The 19,210-nt window shown below is 61.4% G+C and carries 16 protein-coding genes; 11 read left to right on the top strand and 5 right to left on the bottom strand.

Features of this window, described 5'->3' with window-relative positions:
- Window positions 1-26: 26 nt before the first annotated feature.
- Genes Q7514_RS17100 through Q7514_RS17090 form a run of 3 tightly spaced genes read right to left on the bottom strand, consistent with a single transcriptional unit; the run spans window position 27 to window position 2,009 of the window.
- Window positions 27-452 (bottom strand): MaoC/PaaZ C-terminal domain-containing protein, encoded by a 426-nt coding sequence (locus tag Q7514_RS17100; protein ID WP_330134475.1) that lies wholly within the window; start codon window positions 450-452, stop codon window positions 27-29.
- On the bottom strand, window positions 449-898 hold the full coding sequence (locus Q7514_RS17095) for an FAS1-like dehydratase domain-containing protein (RefSeq protein WP_330134474.1): 450 nt from the start codon (window positions 896-898) through the stop codon (window positions 449-451). Before Q7514_RS17095 ends, Q7514_RS17100 begins: the two co-directional genes overlap by 4 nt.
- Window positions 899-911: 13 nt before the next feature.
- Window positions 912-2,009, bottom strand: coding sequence for a phosphotransferase family protein (locus Q7514_RS17090; RefSeq protein ID WP_330134473.1), 1,098 nt, complete (start codon window positions 2,007-2,009; stop codon window positions 912-914).
- A 93-nt stretch (window positions 2,010-2,102) separates the two neighbouring features.
- Between Q7514_RS17090 and Q7514_RS17085 the strand changes: the two genes are divergently transcribed.
- Window positions 2,103-3,188, top strand: coding sequence for a TIGR03857 family LLM class F420-dependent oxidoreductase (locus Q7514_RS17085; RefSeq protein ID WP_330134472.1), 1,086 nt, complete (start codon window positions 2,103-2,105; stop codon window positions 3,186-3,188).
- 87 nt (window positions 3,189-3,275) lie between these two features.
- Here the strand turns inward: Q7514_RS17085 and Q7514_RS17080 are convergent, their stop codons facing one another.
- Window positions 3,276-4,823 carry an MFS transporter gene (locus Q7514_RS17080; protein WP_330134471.1) on the bottom strand — a complete coding sequence of 516 codons (1,548 nt, stop codon included), beginning with the start codon at window positions 4,821-4,823 and terminating at the stop codon, window positions 3,276-3,278.
- Between the two features lie 87 nt (window positions 4,824-4,910).
- A complete protein-coding gene (locus tag Q7514_RS17075) occupies window positions 4,911-6,113 on the bottom strand; it encodes a CaiB/BaiF CoA transferase family protein (protein WP_330134470.1) in 1,203 nt (400 codons plus the stop codon).
- A 725-nt stretch (window positions 6,114-6,838) separates the two neighbouring features.
- On the opposite strand from Q7514_RS17075, the gene Q7514_RS17070 reads away from it, so the two are divergent.
- The 10 genes from Q7514_RS17070 (at window position 6,839) to Q7514_RS17025 (ending at window position 19,060) form a co-directional block, all read left to right on the top strand.
- A complete protein-coding gene (locus Q7514_RS17070; RefSeq protein ID WP_330134469.1) occupies window positions 6,839-7,252 on the top strand; it encodes a Zn-ribbon domain-containing OB-fold protein in 414 nt (137 codons plus the stop codon).
- Window positions 7,249-8,433, top strand: coding sequence for a thiolase family protein (locus tag Q7514_RS17065; RefSeq protein ID WP_330134468.1), 1,185 nt, complete (start codon window positions 7,249-7,251; stop codon window positions 8,431-8,433). Before Q7514_RS17070 ends, Q7514_RS17065 begins: the two co-directional genes overlap by 4 nt.
- A gap of 57 nt (window positions 8,434-8,490) precedes the next feature.
- Window positions 8,491-9,405, top strand: a complete 915-nt coding sequence (locus tag Q7514_RS17060) for an ABC transporter permease (RefSeq protein ID WP_330134467.1) — start codon at window positions 8,491-8,493, stop codon at window positions 9,403-9,405.
- On the top strand, window positions 9,398-10,468 hold the full coding sequence (locus tag Q7514_RS17055) for an ABC transporter ATP-binding protein (RefSeq protein ID WP_330134466.1): 1,071 nt from the start codon (window positions 9,398-9,400) through the stop codon (window positions 10,466-10,468). Before Q7514_RS17060 ends, Q7514_RS17055 begins: the two co-directional genes overlap by 8 nt.
- Window positions 10,423-11,301, top strand: a complete 879-nt coding sequence (locus Q7514_RS17050) for an ATP-binding cassette domain-containing protein (RefSeq protein WP_330134465.1) — start codon at window positions 10,423-10,425, stop codon at window positions 11,299-11,301. The genes Q7514_RS17055 and Q7514_RS17050 overlap by 46 nt, the downstream gene beginning before the upstream one ends.
- Before the next feature lie 73 nt (window positions 11,302-11,374).
- Window positions 11,375-12,979, top strand: coding sequence for an ABC transporter substrate-binding protein (locus tag Q7514_RS17045; protein ID WP_330134464.1), 1,605 nt, complete (start codon window positions 11,375-11,377; stop codon window positions 12,977-12,979).
- A gap of 30 nt (window positions 12,980-13,009) precedes the next feature.
- The gene (locus Q7514_RS17040) at window positions 13,010-13,960 is read left to right on the top strand and encodes an ABC transporter permease (RefSeq protein ID WP_330134463.1); all 951 of its coding nucleotides are present in this window, start codon (window positions 13,010-13,012) and stop codon (window positions 13,958-13,960) included.
- Between the two features lie 314 nt (window positions 13,961-14,274).
- Window positions 14,275-15,789 carry an ABC transporter substrate-binding protein gene (locus tag Q7514_RS17035; protein WP_330134462.1) on the top strand — a complete coding sequence of 505 codons (1,515 nt, stop codon included), beginning with the start codon at window positions 14,275-14,277 and terminating at the stop codon, window positions 15,787-15,789.
- 244 nt (window positions 15,790-16,033) lie between these two features.
- Complete coding sequence (locus Q7514_RS17030; RefSeq protein ID WP_330134461.1) at window positions 16,034-17,467, top strand: ABC transporter substrate-binding protein; 1,434 nt, start codon at window positions 16,034-16,036, stop codon at window positions 17,465-17,467.
- A gap of 177 nt (window positions 17,468-17,644) precedes the next feature.
- A complete protein-coding gene (locus Q7514_RS17025) occupies window positions 17,645-19,060 on the top strand; it encodes an ABC transporter substrate-binding protein (RefSeq protein WP_330134460.1) in 1,416 nt (471 codons plus the stop codon).
- Window positions 19,061-19,210: the final 150 nt, after the last annotated feature.

Below are 19,210 nucleotides of genomic sequence, written 5' to 3'. Positions count from 1 at the left end.
ACTTCGCGCGGAATGTGGCCAGTATCCTACCGGCCGGTAAGAATCAGGAAGTCTGCCGTCCCGCTGATCGCGACACCACCGGTCTGCCGTGTACACGTGAGCGAGACGGTAACGAGCCGCCCACCGTCCACATCCGCTGTCGCGGTGACCTCGCCGGTGCAGGTGAGCACATCGTCCGGCCAGACCTGCTCGCGAAAGCGAACTCCGAACCTGCGCACGTTCTCGGCGCCGAGCCAATCGGTCGCGAAGGTCGCCAGTAGAGCCGACTGATGCATCCCCTGCGAGAACACGGAGGGGTTGCCGGCAGCACGGGCCATGTTGTCGTCGTAGTGCATCGGGTTCAGATCGCCCGATGCACCGGAGTACCGGACGAACATTTGTCTCGTCAGAGGACCGAAGGTGCGGGGCTCGGCGGTGGTGCCCACCTCGAGTTCAGTGGTGGGTGCGCTCATTTCGTTGCCTCCTTGGCGGCGGTCTCGATGAAGGTTCCGCGTGATTCCGCTACCAGTTCGCCTGCCGAATTGTGGAACTCGGTGACGACGACGGCAAAGCGCATCTGTCCCCCTTTCTTGCCGGGTTTTTCGAATCGCTCGACCAGCCGCTCTCGGGCCAGAATCCGGTCGCCTGCTTTTGGGAGCCCGCGGTGGAAAACGAACTCCTGCTCGCCGTGAAGGAGTCGCTTACGGTCGAAACCAACGTTGACTCGCGCACCAGCAGGTGCCCACTGGTTTGCGCTGATCAGGAACGTGGGCGGGATTATCGCGTCGGGCCCCTGGAATGCAGGGTTATCGGACTGCATCGCGGCTGCGAACTCACGGATCTTTCCGCGCTCGACGAAAACTTCCCATTCTTCCCCTGTCGTGCCCACCTGTGACGGTTCGGCTATGGGTGTGGTCATGCTGATTTCTCCTTCATGAGGTGGACTCGTCGAGATAGTGCCTGACAAGTGCCACCGCGGTCTCCGGGTAGCTGTGTGCCGTCTTCTCGTCGAGGCCGCCCTCGACGAGAAGGAGGGCGAGCCGGTTGGTGATCAGACTGAAGACGAACGCTGCGAGAATTGTGTAGTAGCGCAAGTCCGCGTCGATGCGGCCGCCGAGTTCCTGGTAGCGGCGAACGATGGCCTCGTCGTCGGGTACGCCGTCCATACGCGTGAACCCAAGGGATTCGCACAGGAATCGTTCGAACATCAGCCACCACCCGAGGTCGATCTCCGCGGGGCCTGTGCTCGCGGTCTCCCAGTCGAAGAGGGCGGCAACGTCCAGATCGTCGGTGAAGGCCATATTGCCGACTCGGGCATCGCCCCACACCACTGTTTCCGCGTCGGTGTCGGGAACGGACGACGACAGGACGGTCCACGCCTCGGCCAGTACGTTCTTGCCGACGACGAGTTCGGAGCTCCGCACTTCGTACCAGTCGCGTAGACGGGCCAGATACTGTTGCAGCGCCGTGGCGTCCGGCTGCTGCGCAGGCGCACGTAGGACGGCGAGGGTCTGTTCGTCGTCCACAGCATGGACCGCAACAAGGGCGCGGAGTGCGTTGTCGTACATCCGTCGACGTTGGTCTGCGTCGAGCTCGACGGTCCAGCCTCTCTTGTGCCAGCTGGGAATGTCCGAGGGCACCCGGCCATGGACACGTGTCATCAAATAGAAGGGTGCCCCGAGAATTGACGGATCCGCCTCGGTGAGCACGATGGAGGGAGTGACGACGCCGGGGTGGACACCGAGCGCCCGCATGACCTCGGCCTGTCGCAGCGCGTCGGGTTCGGTGAACAGCTGATGGTCGGCCGACTGCATGCGTAGCACGAGTTCGCGGGAGACTTGTGTGCCGTCGTCGGCGGTCCAGCTGGCGGTGAACAGCACTGTCTGACCGGAGAATCCGGCATCAGGAGCATCGAGATCGTGGATGTCGAAGTTGCTGTGCGGCTTCGGGACCAGCTTGCTGGGAAGCCACTTTCGCAAGGTGTCGCCGAGGTGGACGTCGCGGTGTAGCTGTGTTGCGGCCGGTGCCATCGGCTACCTCTTCTCGTTCTGCGGAGACCGAGGCGCTCCACATGGGGAAGGAATCGGATTCCTATTTATGACCATTACTGTCAGAATACGACCATGAGTGATCAAAAATCCAGTCCATCCGCTGTCGCGTCGGAATGCCGCCCGTCCCTCGCGCTGGGCGCGTACGCGCTACCGGGTCGCGTTCCGGATCCGAAGCCGGGTATCGCGCAGGTGGTCGAGGCCGAGCGACTCGGGTTGAATACTCTCTGGCTGAGTGAACGATGGGGTACGAAAGACTTCGGCGTTCTGGCAGGCGCATTCGGTCAGGTGACGACCCGGATCAACATCGCCGCCGGGGTGACCCACCTTCAATCACGCCACCCCGCGATGCTGGCGTCGATGGCGATGACCGCCCAGGCGCTCACCGGCGGGCGGATCGTCCTCGGTGTCGGACGATCAGTCGATGCGATGTGGGATGCGGTGGGGCTGCCGAGGGCAACCAACAGCTCGATCGTGGACTCCGTCGAGATCTTCCGTCGCCTCTGCCGCGGCGAGAAGGTCAAATACGACGGTCCTGCCGGCAGGTTCCCCTCCCTGCGGCTCAACGATGTTCCCGATGTGCCGGTACCTCCATTGGTCTTTGCAGCTCTCGGCCCGAAGGGGCTTGCTCTGGCAGGGAGGCATTTCGACGGTGTGCTACTCCATCCTTTCCTGACCCCCCAGGCGGTGCGCCGCTCGGCCGCGACCGTTCGTGCTGCTGCGGAGCAGGCCGGACGGAACCCAGCAGATGTGCGGATCTATGCGACCGTCGTGGTGGCTTCCGGCCTCGAGCCGAGAGAAGAGGCTGCGGTCGTCGGTGGGCGAGCAGTGACCTATTACCAGATACCGGGTTTCGGGGAGCAGCTTGCGCGGGTCAACGAGTGGGATCCAGCGGCACTCGACGTGCTACGGAGCCACCCGCATCTCGTCGGCCTCAAAGGTGCAGCCGACTCGGTCCGTACCCGCGACCAGCTCGTCGAGGCGTCGTCTGCACTGCCGTCCGAGTGGATCACCGGGGCTGCCGCGCTCGGATCCCCGGCAGCGTGTCATGCGACATTCGATCGCTATCGTGAGGCAGGTGCCGACGAGTTGGTCCTGCACGGCAGTACGCCCGACCAGCTGGGTGCCGTCGTCGGTGGGATCACAGCAACATTCAAGTGACATCGACGCCAGAAGAGTGATCACCAGACTATGGCGCCAGCATCGGGCAGCCCGACCCGATGCTGTGTGCAGAGACCGAGACGCGGTTCATTCCGACAACAGCGACTCTGCTCTCTGCTGGACAGCAGTGTTCGTGCGGAGCGGTCGGTTCGGCAACAGCACAGTCGCCAGGAATGCGACCGCTGCCAGCGGAACACACCAGAGGAATAGGTCTCCGATGATGTCGGCATACAGGGTCTGAACTGCGTCGCGGACAGGTCCGGACAGCTTTGAGACATCGGGCACCGTATCTCCGGTGGAGCCGGCGGCTCCCGACGTCTTGGAGACACGAGTGGCGATCACGGCGCCGAGAACACCGATCGCGAGCGTCCCCGCGAGTTGGCGGAAAAATGCCGGCAGTGCCGTGGCAGCGCCGAGTTTGTCCGGAGGAGCGCTGTTCTGAGCAAGGATCTGCATATTCGACATGAGCGTGCCAACGGCGACACCTACTCCGGCAAGATAACCACCCACCAGTGCAAGTGGCGTGGTGCTCGTCAGGGTGGCGAGGCCGACTGTCGCCGACAGCAGAAAGGCGGTGCCCAGAATCACCCACGGCTTCCAACGGCCGGTACGGCTGATCACCTGACCGACCACTGTGGACGCAATGAATGTCGACGCCGACATCGCCAGAATCATGCTGCCGGACGCAGAGGGACTCATGCCACGTGCAATCTGAAAATACTGGCTCATGAATGCAGGTACTGACAGCATCGTCACTCCGAGTGAGACGCTCGTGATCACAACCCGCGAAATCGTCGGATCGGTGAAGAGTCCGAGCGGTATGAGTGGTTCGGCAACCTTGCGCTCGACGACGATCGTCGCAATCGCACACCCGAGCGACGTCGTCACCATCGCGACGGATTGCCATGACCACCACGGAAACATGTCACCTGCGACGGACACCCATGTCATGACCAAACCCGCGCTCGCAGTGACGAGAACGGCTCCGGCCCAGTCGATCCGTGCTGATCCGCGAGGGGAAGGCAAGTCGAGCGTTCGATGCAGGAGAATCACCGATGCGACGGCGAACGGTATTCCGAGATAGAAGTTCCACCTCCAGCCCAAGGCATCGGTGATCAATCCACCCAAGACCGGCCCGCCCATAGTGCCGACGCCGATTACTCCACCGACAACCCCGGCATACTTGCCGCGTTCTCGCGGACTGACCAGATCGGCGAGCAGCACACTGCCCACCGAGATGAGTCCGCCTGCGCCGATTCCTTGCACCGCACGGAATCCGATCAGGGCTTCGGCAGTGGGGGAGAGTCCAGCACACAGTGACGCCGCGATGAACAATCCGATCGCGGCAAACATCAGTCGGGTGTGCGAGAACAAATCGCACAACTTGCCCCAGATCGCCAAGCTCACGGTAGTGGTGAGCAGATTCGCTGTGATGACCCAGGTGTAGGCGGTCTGCCCTGCGCCGAGCTCGTTCATCATCACGGGAAGCGACGTGAGGATTGTCGTGGAGGCGAGTGCGGAGAGGACGAGTCCGAGCAACGTCCCCACCATGGCCGTGAGCATGCGACGCCGAGTCATCTCAGCGGAATCGACGCTGTCGGCGCAGGTGGCAGAACGCTCCTGTCGGATGCTCATGGCTGCCTTTCGAAAGCATAGCGATGTGGTTGAGGGCCCCCGCGCGATGCGCGGGGGCCCTCAACCAGGGTCACCGAAGTCCGGAGATCAGAGAACTGCTCCGCTGATCTTGTATTCGAGGATCTCGTCCATCGTCAAACCGAGCTCCTGGAGAACCTCATCGGTGTGCTCACCATGGTCCGGCGCTCGCCGGACGTCACCCGGCTGCTCATTGAACTGCACCGGTGCAGACACCAGCTTGAAGGCAGTGCCGGCGGAGTCGTCGAGATCGGCGATGTACGAATTCGCTTCGACCTGGGGATCGGTGACCACTTCGCGCGGGCGCTGGACCGGGGCCCACACTCCGTTGATGTCCTTGAGCGCAATCTTCCATTCCTCGAGCGTCTTCTTTGCGAAGCCGGCGCCGATTGCGGCCACGCATTCGACGTTGTTCTCGGCGCGTTTGGCGTGACTGTCGAAACGCGGATCCGTGATCAGCTCGGGGCTCTCGAGCACCGTCATCAGTTCGGGCCAGAATCGATCCGATTCGAGCATCACGATGCTGATGTGGCGTCCGTCCTTGGTCCCGTAAGTGTTGACCAAGGGATTCGCTGCCTGGTCGGGCGTCTTCTTCGGGTATCCATCGAGGTTGAACGCGTGCGCACCGGCGATCGTCGGCCCCATTGCCCAGGCGCCGAGCGCCAGCAAAGAACTGTCGACGACCGTGGCCTCGCCGGTTCGCTCGCGGTGGAACAGTGCGGATGAGATCGCGCCTGCGATGGTGAGTCCGCCTAGCACGTCTCCGAAGGCGGGACCAGGCATGTTGACTGGGTATCCGAGTGACTCGGGGCTGACGTTGTCGGCCGCGCCGCTGCGTGACCAGAACGAGGACATATCGTAGCCTCCACGCTCGGCTTCGGGGCCTGCCTGTCCCGCTGCCGACCCGCGGACATAGATGATCTTGTCATTGTGGGCACGGACGTCCTCGACGTCGATACCGAGCTTCTTGCGCGCGGAGGGGCGGAAGTTCGTGAGGAAGACGTCTGCTGTCTCCACAAGTTTCATAAGCAGTTCACGCCCTTCCTTGGACTTGAGATCCAGTGCGACACTGCGCTTACCGCGATTCGGAAGCTCGAACATGTGATTGACCGCTCCCGCGGGAACCAGGCCCGAGGTCACCAGGCCACGCTGTGGATCGCCCGACTCGGGATGCTCGATCTTGAGAACGTCGGCACCCCATTCGGTGAGGATGGCGCCAGCCACCGGGACGTACGTCCAAGCAGCCACCTCGACGACTCTGATTCCACTCATCACACCGACCACGACATGGGTCCTTTCTGGGGTTCGACTGTCATGGCGTGGGTGCGGTGCGGGATCGATTGGTCCGGCCGGCGTTCCTACACCATGAAAGAGAGGGGCGCTGAAATCTGACTCAGTGTACATAAAATTATCGCAGCTGTGTGGCGGCTATCACAAGGCTCTTCTTCGAGCGCCTATGGCCGCTCTCCGCGGTGGGCGGTTCGGCAGGCTGGTCCCGGCAGGGCGGGAGAATTCGCTCCGCAAACGCGGGCCCTCGCGGCCCATATCGAACATCACTGTCAGAGTGATCCTGCAGGGACTGCTCGATTCGGCTATCGGGCCGGGCCTTGTCGTGGAGATGCAAGGCTTCCTGCGGTTGGTGAGGCGCCTGACTCGAGAAGATTTCCTGCCGACTCGACATGGACACGCACGAATCAGTGGGCCGAACGAACTCGATGCAGGTTAAGACGCTTTATCGGCGAGAATCGAGGTGGTTGGCCAAGTAGCTGACCTCATTGACGGGCGTTACGTTCCGTCCGGATGGTCCGATTGGGAAGCGCCTGTATCCGGCGGGCTCTCAGTGCCTCCGCGCTGGACGGTTCAGCCATTGCCTATTTCGTGACACCACCATCAGATGTTAGTGTTCCCGCAAGCGTGACCCGTATCACTGCTTGTGGTGGCGCGGAACGAACTATTCAGGCGAGCCGATCGCACCGTGACGTTCTTGGAGGAACTCGATGTCCACAACAGCGGGACGGATCCTGCCGGAGGTCACCGCGGAGTCGCGGGACTTCTGGACCGGGGGATTCGACAACGAATTGCGCATCTATCGATGCCGTTCCTGTAATGATTGGTTCCATCCGCCCGTAGGGGCATGCTGGCGGTGCCGGAGTCGAGACGTCGGTCCCGACGTCGCTTCGGGCCGGGCAACGGTCGCGGCATTCACCGTGAACCATCACCCCTGGCTCCCTGCCTTCCCACCGCCGTACGTCATCGCTGCAGTCGAACTCGAGGAGCAACCGGACATACGGCTGACCACATGTCTGGTCGACGTCGATGTCGACGACGTCGAGGTCGGAATGCAGGTCGAGGTCGTCTTCGACAAACAGGAAGATGTGGCGCTTCCCTTCTTCAGGCCGGTGACCGCATGACCTTCGTCGACGACCGTGCCGTGATCACGGGTGTAGGACAGTCTGAGATCGGCCGACGGATCGGCCGTACCGGAATCGATCTCGCACTGGAAGCAGCCGAGCGTGCGGTCGCTCACGCCGGCCTCTCGTTCGACGACATCGACGGCGTCGCAAGCTATCCCGGACCCGTGCACGCGGAAGGTGGCTTCGTCGGAGCCACTACCCACGACGTTCGCGATGCATTCGGGCTGAAGACTCGGTGGCATGTCAGCGGGGTGGAAACCTCAGGCCAGGCCGGAACACTCCTGGATGCCGCCGCAGCAGTAGCGACCGGCCGTGCCACTCACGTGCTGTGTTTCCGCTCGGTGTGGGAAGCCACTGCACAGGCCTCCGGACGTGCTGCAGCCCTGACAGCAAAGTCGACACGTGCCGGAGGGCATTCCGAGTTCCGTCTGCCGTTCGGCGCCGCCTCGCCGGCGAACTGGATCGGAATGTACGCCCAGCGTTACATGCACGACTTCGGCCTGACGCGTGAACAGATCGGCAAACTCGTTATCAATGCCCGACGCAATGCGGGTCTCAATCCGAACGCGATCTACCGGGACGAGATGACGATGGACGACTACCTCGATGCTCGCCTCGTATCGTGGCCGCTCGGCCTGTATGACTGCGACGTGCCGTGTGACGGCGCGACTGCGATCATCGTGTCGCGGAAGGAAGCGGCTTCGGGGTTGGCGAACACACCGCTACACATCGAGGCTGCCGGCTCGGCTCTGTACGAACGTCATTCCTGGGACCAGCGCGCCGACCTGACCACGATGGCAGCACATGACTCCGCACAGGCGATGTGGGATTCCACGTCTCTTGCCCCGAACGACGTGGATTTCGCGACGCTTTACGACGGGTTCAGCTACCTGTGCACGCAATGGATCGAGGCACTCGGGTTCTGCGAACACGGCAAGGTCGGGCAGCTCCTGGACAACGACGAGCACTACCGCCTGGACGGCGAACTACCGATCAACCCGCACGGTGGTCAGCTTTCCGCCGGACGTCTCCACGGATACGGATTCCTCCACGAAGCCTGTGTGCAGCTGTGGGGCGAAGCCGGCGATCGGCAGATTCCCAAAGACGTCGAGATTGCAGCAGTCGGCATCGGTGGGGGACCGGAAGCCGGTTGCATGCTGCTTCGCCGCGAGGCGTGACGAAACCGAAGTCGAATTCTCGCGCCCCGGCGCATCGCTCTACTCAGGAGACCGGAAATGTCGATATCCGAACCAATCCCCGCAGGTACGGCACCACCACCGGTTGCGGTGAAGGAGCCGCGCGGCAAGCGCTTCCGCGGCGGCCGCAAGTGGCGTGCGCTTCGTACGAACCGGGCCGCGATGGTGTCGCTGGCCTTCCTGGTTCTGCTGGTCCTCGTAGCAGTCTTCGGCTCACTACTGATGACGCACGATCCCAACGCGCAGGCTCTGGGAGATCGGCTGCAAGGCCCTAGCGGAGAACACTGGCTCGGAACCGACGGCTACGGGCGGGACGTATACAGCCGCCTGATCGATGCAACGCAGGTCGTGGTCCTGGCTATTGTGCAAGCGATGGCGCTCGCTGCCGTTGTCGGCATTCCGCTGGGCTTGCTGGCAGGACTCGTCGGCGGTCCGGTCGATGCGGTTCTCAGCCGCATTGCTGAGGCCTTGCTCGCGCTGCCTCCGCTGATCCTGGCACTGGCGGTCGTTGGCGTACTCGGGCCTGGTCTGACCAACGCGATGATCGCGGTCGGTATGCTCCTTGCGCCTCGACTGTTCCGAATCTCTCGATCCGAAGCGCAAGCGGTGAGCGGAGAGTCCTATATCGAGGCATGCCGCAGCGTGGGGTGCTCGAACTTCCGGCTCCTCTGGCGGCACGTGCTGCCTAACGCCAGTTCCGCACTGATGATTCAGGTCACCTTCGGCGCTGGCATCATCATCATCGTCGAAGCGAGCCTGAGCTTTCTTGGACTCGGCGTTGAGTCGCCGCAGGCAAGTTGGGGCTCCATGCTGCAGGATGCATTCCAGAACGTCAGCGTCTCGCCGAGTTTCATGATCGTGCCGACAGTGGCGATCGTACTGACCGTCCTGGCGCTGTCGACCTTCGGCGACGGCATGCGGGACGCCTTCGAAGGACGTGGAGCCAATGGCTGACCAGACGAAAGTTACAGGCAACACCGCCCTGCTCGACACCACAGAAGAAGCCGCGGAGAACTTCGGACTCGGGGAGACTGTCCTCGAGGTACGAGATCTTTGTGTCGACTTCAACACCCCCCACGGTTGGTCCAGGGTTGTCGACAATGTGAATCTCACGCTAAATCGCGGGGAAACATTGGGGCTGGTGGGAGAATCGGGTTCAGGTAAGACCGTTACCTCGCTCGCAGTGATGGGACTGCTCACCGGTCCTCGGGTGAAGGTCACGGGTTCAGTCAAGCTTGCAGGTCAGGAATTGATCGGTCTGCCCGCACGCGAAGTGAACCGACTGCGTGGCCTGTCGATCGGGATGATTTTCCAGGAACCTCGTCGGTGCCTCAATCCTGCGTTCACCGTGGGCGATCAGATCGCCGAGGTCGTCCGGAGGCATCGTACTGACTCCTCCCGCAAGGAGGCGTGGGCACGAGCGGTCGAGATGCTGGACCTGGTGGGTATCCCGGAACCGGACAAGCGTGCAGGCGACTATCCTCACCAGTTCAGCGGCGGTATGTGCCAGCGTGTCATGCTTGCGATGGCATTGGCATGTGAACCCGTAGTCCTGATCGCAGACGAACCGACTACCGCGCTCGACGTCACTGTGCAGGCACAGGTTCTCGCTCTCCTTACCGAGCTTCAGGACCGGATGGGACTCGGCGTCCTGTTCATCACCCACGATCTGGGAGTGGTAGCCGAGACCTGCGATCGTGTCGCGGTGCTCTACGGCGGCCAGGTGATGGAGATGACTGATGCGGAAGGGCTGTTCTACGATCCGAAGCACCCGTATACCGAGGGACTCTTAGCATCTACACCCGATGCGCAGATTCGTGCCGAACGGCTGCATGCAATTCCCGGAACTGTGCCTGCTCCGTGGGATTGGCCGAGCGGGTGCCGATTCCATCCGCGTTGCAGTTACGCACAGCAAGGTAGGTGTGACCAGGGCCTGGTTGCACTCGGTGGGCCCGGTGACCACATGGTGCGGTGTGTCCGCGCCGACGAGTTGAGTCTGGAAGGAATCGCGCAATGAGTCCGATCCTCGAGGTTGATGGACTGATGAAGTCCTTCGTCAAGAAGCGCAATGTTTTCGGCTTGCCCGCGGAACGGACACATGCCGTCAAAGATGTGTCGTTCACCTTGGAAAAAGGCCGTACCCGAGCCATTGTCGGTGAATCCGGCGCAGGCAAGTCCACCGTCGGACGCATGGTGTTGCGGCTAGCTGTGCCCGACGAAGGATCGATACGCCTGTTCGGCGACAGCATCCTGGAAATGTCTGCAGCACAGGCGCGGAAGCTCCGTCGCCGAGCAACCATGATCTTCCAGGACCCTTTCAATTCGCTGGATCCACGTATGCTGATCGGCGAGTCGGTTGCTGAACCGCTAGTCCTACACACCTCGCTCGACCGTGGCGGACGTGAGCGCAAGGTGGCGGAACTGCTCGAACGAGTCGGTCTGCGCAAGGACCAGATCGAGAAGTATCCGCACGAGTTCTCCGGTGGCCAATTGCAGCGCATCGCGATCGCGCGCGCGCTCGCAACCGAGCCTGAGCTGATTGTGTGTGACGAACCGGTCGCGGCTCTCGATGTATCCATCCAAGCCCAGGTTCTGAACCTCCTGCAGGACCTTCAGTCCGAGCGCCAGATAAGCTATGTATTCATCTCTCACGACCTCGCTCTGGTTAAGATGTTCGCTCACGACGTGACCGTGATGCGTCGTGGTGAGATTGTCGAATCAGGCCCTACCGAGCAGATTTTCGACGACCCACGAGAGACCTACACCAAGGAACTCTTGTCTGCGATGCCGGTCATGAATCCTCGTCGACGAGCGTCTCGCAGCAAGACGGTCGTCACACCGAGTTCCTGACTCTGCTGATCCATCTGTACGGCGGAGTGTGCCGTGCGCATTACGAGCATTATGAATCGAAAGCGAATGAAACATGATCAACGGTGCACCGAGCTCGGCTCGCAGTCGAATGCGACCCCGTACTGCTGCCGTGGCCGCTGCAACCTCTGCAGTTCTTCTACTCTCTGCATGTGGCAGTGGCGGAGGTAGTTCCACAGCAGCCAGATCCACCGGTGTCATCGACCCCACTGGGTCCCTCAGTTTTGCGTGGACTGTTCCGCCGAAGAATCTGGACCCACATCAGTCCGGCAACTATCAACTCGACTTCACCTACTTGTCGCTTGTGTTCGATCGGCTCACGCAGATGGTGGACGGTGCGGAGGTAGCACCGTTGTTGGCCGAGTCGTGGGAGCCGTCACCGGACGGTCGCGAGACAACTTTTCGATTGCGGACGGACGCAACTTTTCACGACGGGTCACCCGTCGATTCAGACGCGGTGGTTGCGAGCCTCAATCGTGCCCGCGACGAGCATCAGGCACGTGTCGCCAGAGCATTCACCATGATCGAATCTGTCGAGAAGGTGGATGCACACACCGTCGTGGTCCGGACGAATCGGCCGGCAGCCGACCTTCCTGCCATACTCTCGACAACCGAAGCGGCAGTGATGAATCCGAAGTTCTTTGGCCCGGATTCAACGCTGAGCATCGAGAACGCCGGATCCGGGGCATATCAGTTCGATCAGATCCGACTCGGCGATCGCGTTACCTACAAGCGTTATGACGGATACTGGGATCCCGAGGCGCAGAAGGCTGCGTCGGTCGAAGTTATCGGGTTGACCGATGACAATGCCCGGCTCAATGCCTTTCGGGGAGGTCAGGTCGACGCCATCCTCGCAAAGGCGGGTCAGGTAGACGACCTCGAGGCGATCACACGGCAGCCGAACTATCTCATGCACACGTTCGACGTTACCCAGTTCTACGCAATCCAACTGGACCTCGGAACGCCAGGATTCGAAGATCCCCGGATTCGTCAGGCGCTCAACTATGCGATCGACCGTGAGAACATCGATGTCGCATTGACGAACGGCCTGTGCGGACCGACGAGCCAGCCGATCAGCGCCGGGCTGCAGGGGAGCGATCCTGGTAGTGCCGATCGATACTCGTACGATCCCGATCGGGCACGGGAGCTCCTGGATGAAGCCGGTGTGCCTGACGGTCTTTCCCTCGACGTCATCTCCGTCACGGGCATATCCCCGCAGCAGGAAATGGCCATCGCTGTGCAGTCGCAATTGGCGGATGTAGGCGTGACCATGAACATCAAACCCGTCATCCAGTCCGATGCACAGCGTGAATTTGCCGGAGGCGGCGTCGGTCTGCTCCATACGCGCTTGACCTACCCGACGCCGGTGCAAACGCTTCTCAATAATTACATGACCCCGCTGCGCTATCCGACGCCGCCGTCTCAGGAGTTTCGAGAGGCTGTCGAGCAGGCGCTCGATCCGAATCTGGACGCGGAAGCGCGAGATAAGCTCGTGAGTGCCGCGTCCGCGACGGCATCCGAAGACGCATACGATGTCTTCATCTGTGCACTACCGACTCTCGTCGCTTACCAAGACAGCGTCGTGGGTCTCGATACTGCAGGTCAGGCCGACTTCATCGGCGTCGTCGATCTTAGGTACGTCGGCAAAACCGGCGCCTGACATACCTTCCCAATCTCGAGGAGTCCGGTCGTGTTGAAACTCGTAGTCAGTCGCATCTTTGCAGCGATACCGTTGCTCTTGCTCGTGGCCTTTCTGTCGTTCGTCCTGCTCGAACTGGCGAATCGAGGTACGGACCCTGCTGCGCGTATCGCCGGCGAGGGCGCGAGTCCGGAGCAGATCGCAATGGTTCGTGAGAACCTCAACCTGGACTCACCGATGATCATGCGGTACGTGGACTGGGTGCTGAACGCGGTAACCGGCGATCTCGGTACGTCCCTCTACAGTGGCCAGCCCGTGACCGAGGCGCTGATGGAGCGGATCTGGCCGACTGCGTCCCTGGCGCTGTGGGCAATCGTGCTGACCATCATCATCGGTATTCCCTTGGGAGTGTGGGCGGCTGTGCGGCAGGGGTCACTCGTCGACCGCTTCGTCACGACCCTGGCGTCCCTGCTGATGTCGGTGCCGCCATTTGTGCTCGGACTGGTTCTGGTGATCATGTTCGCGATCACCCGGGCATGGTTGCCTGCCACCGGGTACGTGTCGTTGGCAGACGGTGGGTTCGTCGAGTGGGCGCGCCATCTGATTTTGCCGAGCCTGGCACTCGCAGCGGTATCGGCGGCCGAAATGGCCCGTCAGACAAGGGGGTCGATCGTCGACACACTGTCGAAGGATTACGTCAGGACCGCTCGGGCCAAGGGGCTGAGTGAGCAGTCGGTGTTGTGGAAGCACACGATGAAGAATTCGGCGGTATCGATCGTAACGGTACTTGGCTTGCAGATGGGTCGGATCCTCGGCGGTGCAGTAACTGTCGAGTTCGTGTTCGCGATTTCTGGACTGGGGATGCTTGGCTATACCGCCGTGATCCAACGGGACTTGCCGATGGTGCAGGGAGTGGTGATTGTGAGTGCGATCGTCGTACTCGTCTGCAACCTGCTCGTTGACATGTCGTACGGGTACCTGAATCCGAAGATGCGCACGTAGCTTCGTCGGTGGCGTTACAGCCACTGAACTGCTGATCATATCGCCCGTGGTTGATCCGGGGGGCCGGTTCAACCACGGGCGACTTTGTGATCGTGAGGGTAATTTGGTTACGCCTATTGCGTAATGTGATTGCGATCACTACGGTTGTTGCAGTGCGGTCGATCGGAGCTCTCTTGAACAACAGGTGCTCTGAATCCGGGGGATAGCGCTTCTTTACACCATTCTGTTTCACCGAGAGAAAGACATGTGGAATGAGGGTCCGAAAAGGATTGTCTACCAGTCTGAGAGCGCTTGCAGGCGCGTTGACTTTGGCCGTGGCCGTTACCGCGTGTGGTGGGGGTGGTGAGGCCGCTTCTGGTGCCTCGGCGGGTGAGGTCGATCGCAATGCAACTCTGCGGATGGCGTGGACGCTGGCACCCGGAAATCTTGACCCGCACCAATCCGGCAACTATCAAGTCGATTTCAACTATCTTGCGCCTGTATACGATCGGCTGACTGTCGTGGTATCCGGACCCGAGGTTGATCCGATGCTGGCGGAGTCGTGGGCGTTCTCCCAGGACGGGACCTCTGTCGATTTCACCTTGCGCACGGATGCCACCTTCCACGACGGCACACCTGTGGACGCTGCTGCTGTGGTCAAGAGCCTGAACCGCGCGCGCGATCCGCAGCAGGCGAAATCTGCGAACACGTTAGCGATGGTCACCGATGTCCAGGCTGTGGACGAACGCACCGTCAGGGTTGTTGCCAATAGGCCTGCGGTGGATCTTCCCGCGGTGCTTGCAAGCACGACTGCCGCGATCATCAATCCCGCTGCGCTGGACAATAATGTCGATCTCTCAGTCGAGATGGCAGGTTCGGGCCCATACGTTCCCGAGCAAATCCGGCGTGGAGACCGCATCGTGTACAAGCGGTATGACGGGTACTGGGATCCAGAAGCGCAAAAAAATGAGACGCTTGAGATTATTGGAATGACCGACGATAATGCGCGTTTGAATGCCTTCCGAAGCGGGCAGCTTGATGTGATGCTCGCCAAGGCGGGCCAGACCGATGACCTGCAACCTTTGCTCGCCCAGGCACAGTTCGACATGCATACCTACCCTGTCGCACAGTTCTACGCGGTCCAGATCGATATCGGGCAACCGGAACTGCAGGATCCCAGGGTTCGCCAAGCGCTGAACTACGCGATCGACCGAGACGGCATCAACGCAGCCCTGTTGCAAGGCCAGTGTCAGCCTGTGTATCAGCCGATTCCTGAAGGTATCGACGGCCATAACGAATCCTTGCAGGGGACATACTCCTACGATCCGGCGGCGGCTCGTCAGCTGCTCGAAGAAGCCGGCGCGGACAATGTCACGCTCCGATTGATCACGGTGTCGGGTCTGTCGCCTCAGCAAGAGATGGCGACGGCCATCCAGGCACAGCTCGCCGAAGTCGGCGTGAAAGTCGAGATCATGCCTCTTCCTGCTGCCGATGCACAGATCCGCATGGGTGAGGGCGGCTACGCGCTGCTTAACCCACGGCTCGCCTTCCCGACCCCGGCTCAGACGCTGCAGACGAACTACTTGACCGAACTCCGATTCCCGACAGCCCCGTCGCAGGAGTTCAGGGAGGCGGTCGAGAAGTCGTTCGATCCGAACATCGAAGACCAGGAGCGGACCGAGCTGTATTCCACGGCCTCGACGATCGCGTCCGAAGAAGCCTACGACCTGTTCATTTGCGGCATTCCGACTCAGGTCGCGTTCACTGACAAGGTTGTCGGTGCGGACGAAGGTGGCCAGGCCGACTTTGTCGGCATCGTCGACACCCGGTATATGGGGATCACTTCCTGACAGACACTCGATGGTTGTGCGGCCGCGGAAACGCGGCCGGACACTCCTTCTGTCGTATCTGTTCCGCTCTCGGAGGTATACGCACATGCCGTTTTTCGCTCCCATGGCACGATCCAGCGCTGGGGAACTTGGTGCTCCGATCCTTGCCGCTCTGATTGCTGCCATGCTCTTGGTAGCAGCGTGTGGTCCATCTACTCGAGAGGAGGTTGGTTCCCAGGATCTCAACCGTGAGGGAACGTTGCGCGTGGCGGGCAACGTTGTGCCGAATAATCTGGATCCGCACCAATCGGGCAACTACACGGTCGACTATCCGTTCCTGTCGCCCGTCTACGACCGTCTCACCCAGGTGGTATCAGGCCCGGAGGTCGTTCCGATGCTGGCGGAGCAATGGACATTCGCGGAGGACGGACGCTCGGTGGATTTCCGGCTCAGAACCGACGCGGCCTTCCATTCGGGTAACCCCGTCGACGCAGATGCGGTTGTCGGAAGCCTCGAGCGCGCGAGAGATCCGCAGCAGTCGAGAGTTGCCGGCCGGTTCGAGATGGTGGCGTCAGTGGACGCAGTCGACGAACGTACTGTGCGCATCACAACGAATCGCCCTGCGTTGGACTTACTGTCAGTTCTCGCGACTACGGAGTCGGCGATCATCGATGTGGAAGCGATAGCGAACGGACTGGACATCTCCCGGGAGAGTGCAGGCTCGGGTCCATACGAGTTCGACCAGGTGCGGCCAGGCGATCGGATCACCTATGTGCGCCACGAGGGGTACTGGGACCCGGACGCGCAGAAGCCGGCCCGATTGGAATTGATCGGTCTACCCGACGATAACTCTCGGCTCAACGCCTTCCGGTCGGGGCAGGTCGACGCGATCAAGGTGGATCCGGATCAGTACGACGAAATGCAATCGGTGATTACTCAGCCGGGATTCGAACTCCACGAATATCCGATTGTCCAGTCCTATGTGCTGTACCTCGACATCGGTACCCCGGGGCTCGAGGATCCGAGGGTGCGTCAAGCTCTGAACTACGCGATCGATCGCGAGTCCATCAACAGTGCTCTACTGAACGGCAGGTGTCCGCCGCTGACCCAACCGCTTCCCGCGGGCGTCGACGGCCACAACGACGATGCGGCCGGCCTGTATACGTACGACCCGGATCGTGCGCGGCAATTGCTGAAGGAAGCGGGGGCGCCGGACAATCTGCAAGTTCGTATCATTCACGTTGCCAGTGCATCGCCGCAACAGGAGATGGCGACCGCCATACAGGCGCAATTGCATGACGTCGGCTTTGATGCTCAGCTGGTTCCTATCCCGGCTGTGGACGCGCAGGCAACATTTCGAACCGGCGACTATGGACTGCTGAACATTTTCCTATCGGCGCCGACTCCCGGTCAGACACTCCTGACGAACTACTTGGCCGACTTCCGGTTCCCTACCCCGCCGTCATCGGAGTTTACCGACATTGTGATGCAGTCGTTGGACCCATCGTTGCCGGACGGAGAGCGCACCGAGTTGTACGAGTCAGCATCGGGAATGGCTGCAGAACAGGCGTACAGCGTCTTTCTGTGCGGATCACCGACGATGATTGCCTACACGTCCGACACAGTGGGTATGGACTCGCTCGGCCATGCTGACTTCACCAGCGTCTTCGACGTCCGGTACGCCGGCGTGACGTCGTGAACGATGACTAGGAGCGAAGTGTTTTCCAATAGTGTTCGTGCTGCGGCATGGTGTGCAGTAGCAATGCTGCTCACTGCTGCATGCGGTAGCGGGGGAGGGGCTGCGTCGACGCCTGAAGGTACCGGCGAGGCAGACCGTTCCGCCGGGCTGTCCGTAGGCTGGATCCTTCCGCCGCCCATGATGGACCCACACCTCACTCCGTCGATCATCGGTGCGTACCCGTATCTGAGCCCGGTGTACGACAGGCTTATCGGTGTTGAGAGGACCGACAGCGGGACCGAACTCGTACCCATGCTCGCAGAATCGTGGGAGTTCACTCCGGACGGTATGGAATTGACGTTCCATCTGCGCGAGGCGACGTTCCACAGCGGTGAACCGATCGATGCCGAAGCGGTGAAATGGAGCATCGACCGCGCCAGGGCGCTACCCGCGTCGACGGTGAAGAAGGCTCTAGGTTCGATCGAGTCGGTGGACACTCCCGATCCTCGCACGGTGGCCATGCGCTTGAACCGACCTGCGTCGGAACTGCTGTACCAGCTGTCGACCTTGGCAGGCGCGATCATCGATCCGATCGCGGGGGAGCGAGATCTCAGTCGCGAAACCTTCGGTTCGGGTCCCTACCGCATCGGCGAACTTCGTGTTGGTGACCGGGCGAGCTATACGCGGTTCGACGAATACTGGGATCCGCAAGCGCAGAATATGGCGACCGTCGAGATCGTTGGCCTCGTCGATGATCAAGCGCGACTCAATGCGTTGCGCAGCGGCCAGGTCGATGTCGCCTTGACGAAGGTGACGCAGTACCCCGACGCGCGCCGGTTGGCGGATTCCGGGCAGTTCGGACTCACCGACACCGACCGCAGCGCTTGGTATTCAATGTATTTCAATCTCGATGACCCGGCGCTGGGCGACATCCGGGTGCGCCGGGCGATGAATCTGGCGATCGACCGCGAAGCCCTGTCGAGCGGACTGTTGAACAACCAGTGCATCCCCACGTCCCAGCCTCTGCAGGAGGGGGTGCTCGGGTACGACGAAGAGAGCACCGACCGGTACCGACACGACCCGGAGAAGGCGAAGCGACTCCTCGCCGAGGCCGGCTTCGATGACGGACATCCGGTGCGGCTCGACGTCCTCACGGTGGCCGGCGCACGGACCAGCGAGGGTGTCGCCATCGCGATCCAGGAACAACTACGCCAAGTCGGCGTCGAGTTGAACCTGCAGCCGCGCGAATTGGGGCAAGGTGTCGTGGAGTGGCGCGAGGGTAACGCAAGTGGATTCCAGTACACGCATCCGGGTGCGGCGGATCCCGCTGTCACCATGCACGACACTTATCTGGATTTCCTGTACCCGGGACCGTTGCCGGAAGGCGTAGCGCCTGTCCTCGAAGCTCCGATGGACGCCACGCTGGCGGGGGAGACGCGGGTGGCTGCACTGACTGCGGCGTCACGCGCTGCGTCCGAGAACGCGCTGGAGCTGTACGTCTGTGCGATCCCGACGCAGTATCTTCACAGCAACCGGGTGTCGGGATTGGACCGGATGAGCCCACCGATCACCGGCGGTCCGTTCGACCTGCGGACGGTGTCGGTCACCGGCTGACATTGATGTATACGGAGCGTCAGAAATATCCGTGAGAATGGGCGGTGCCGCGCTGGAGCGTTGTGGGGTCGTGCAGTAGAAAGCATGAGAAGGTGCACATTGTGGCCCCTCTCATGAAAGTGACATGCTGTCAGATACGTACGGGTGCTA

It is taken from the genome of Rhodococcus artemisiae (genome assembly GCF_036327795.1).
Taxonomy (GTDB): Bacteria; Actinomycetota; Actinomycetes; order Mycobacteriales; family Mycobacteriaceae; genus Rhodococcus; species Rhodococcus artemisiae.
This window is presented reverse-complemented; position numbering and strand designations above follow the sequence as displayed.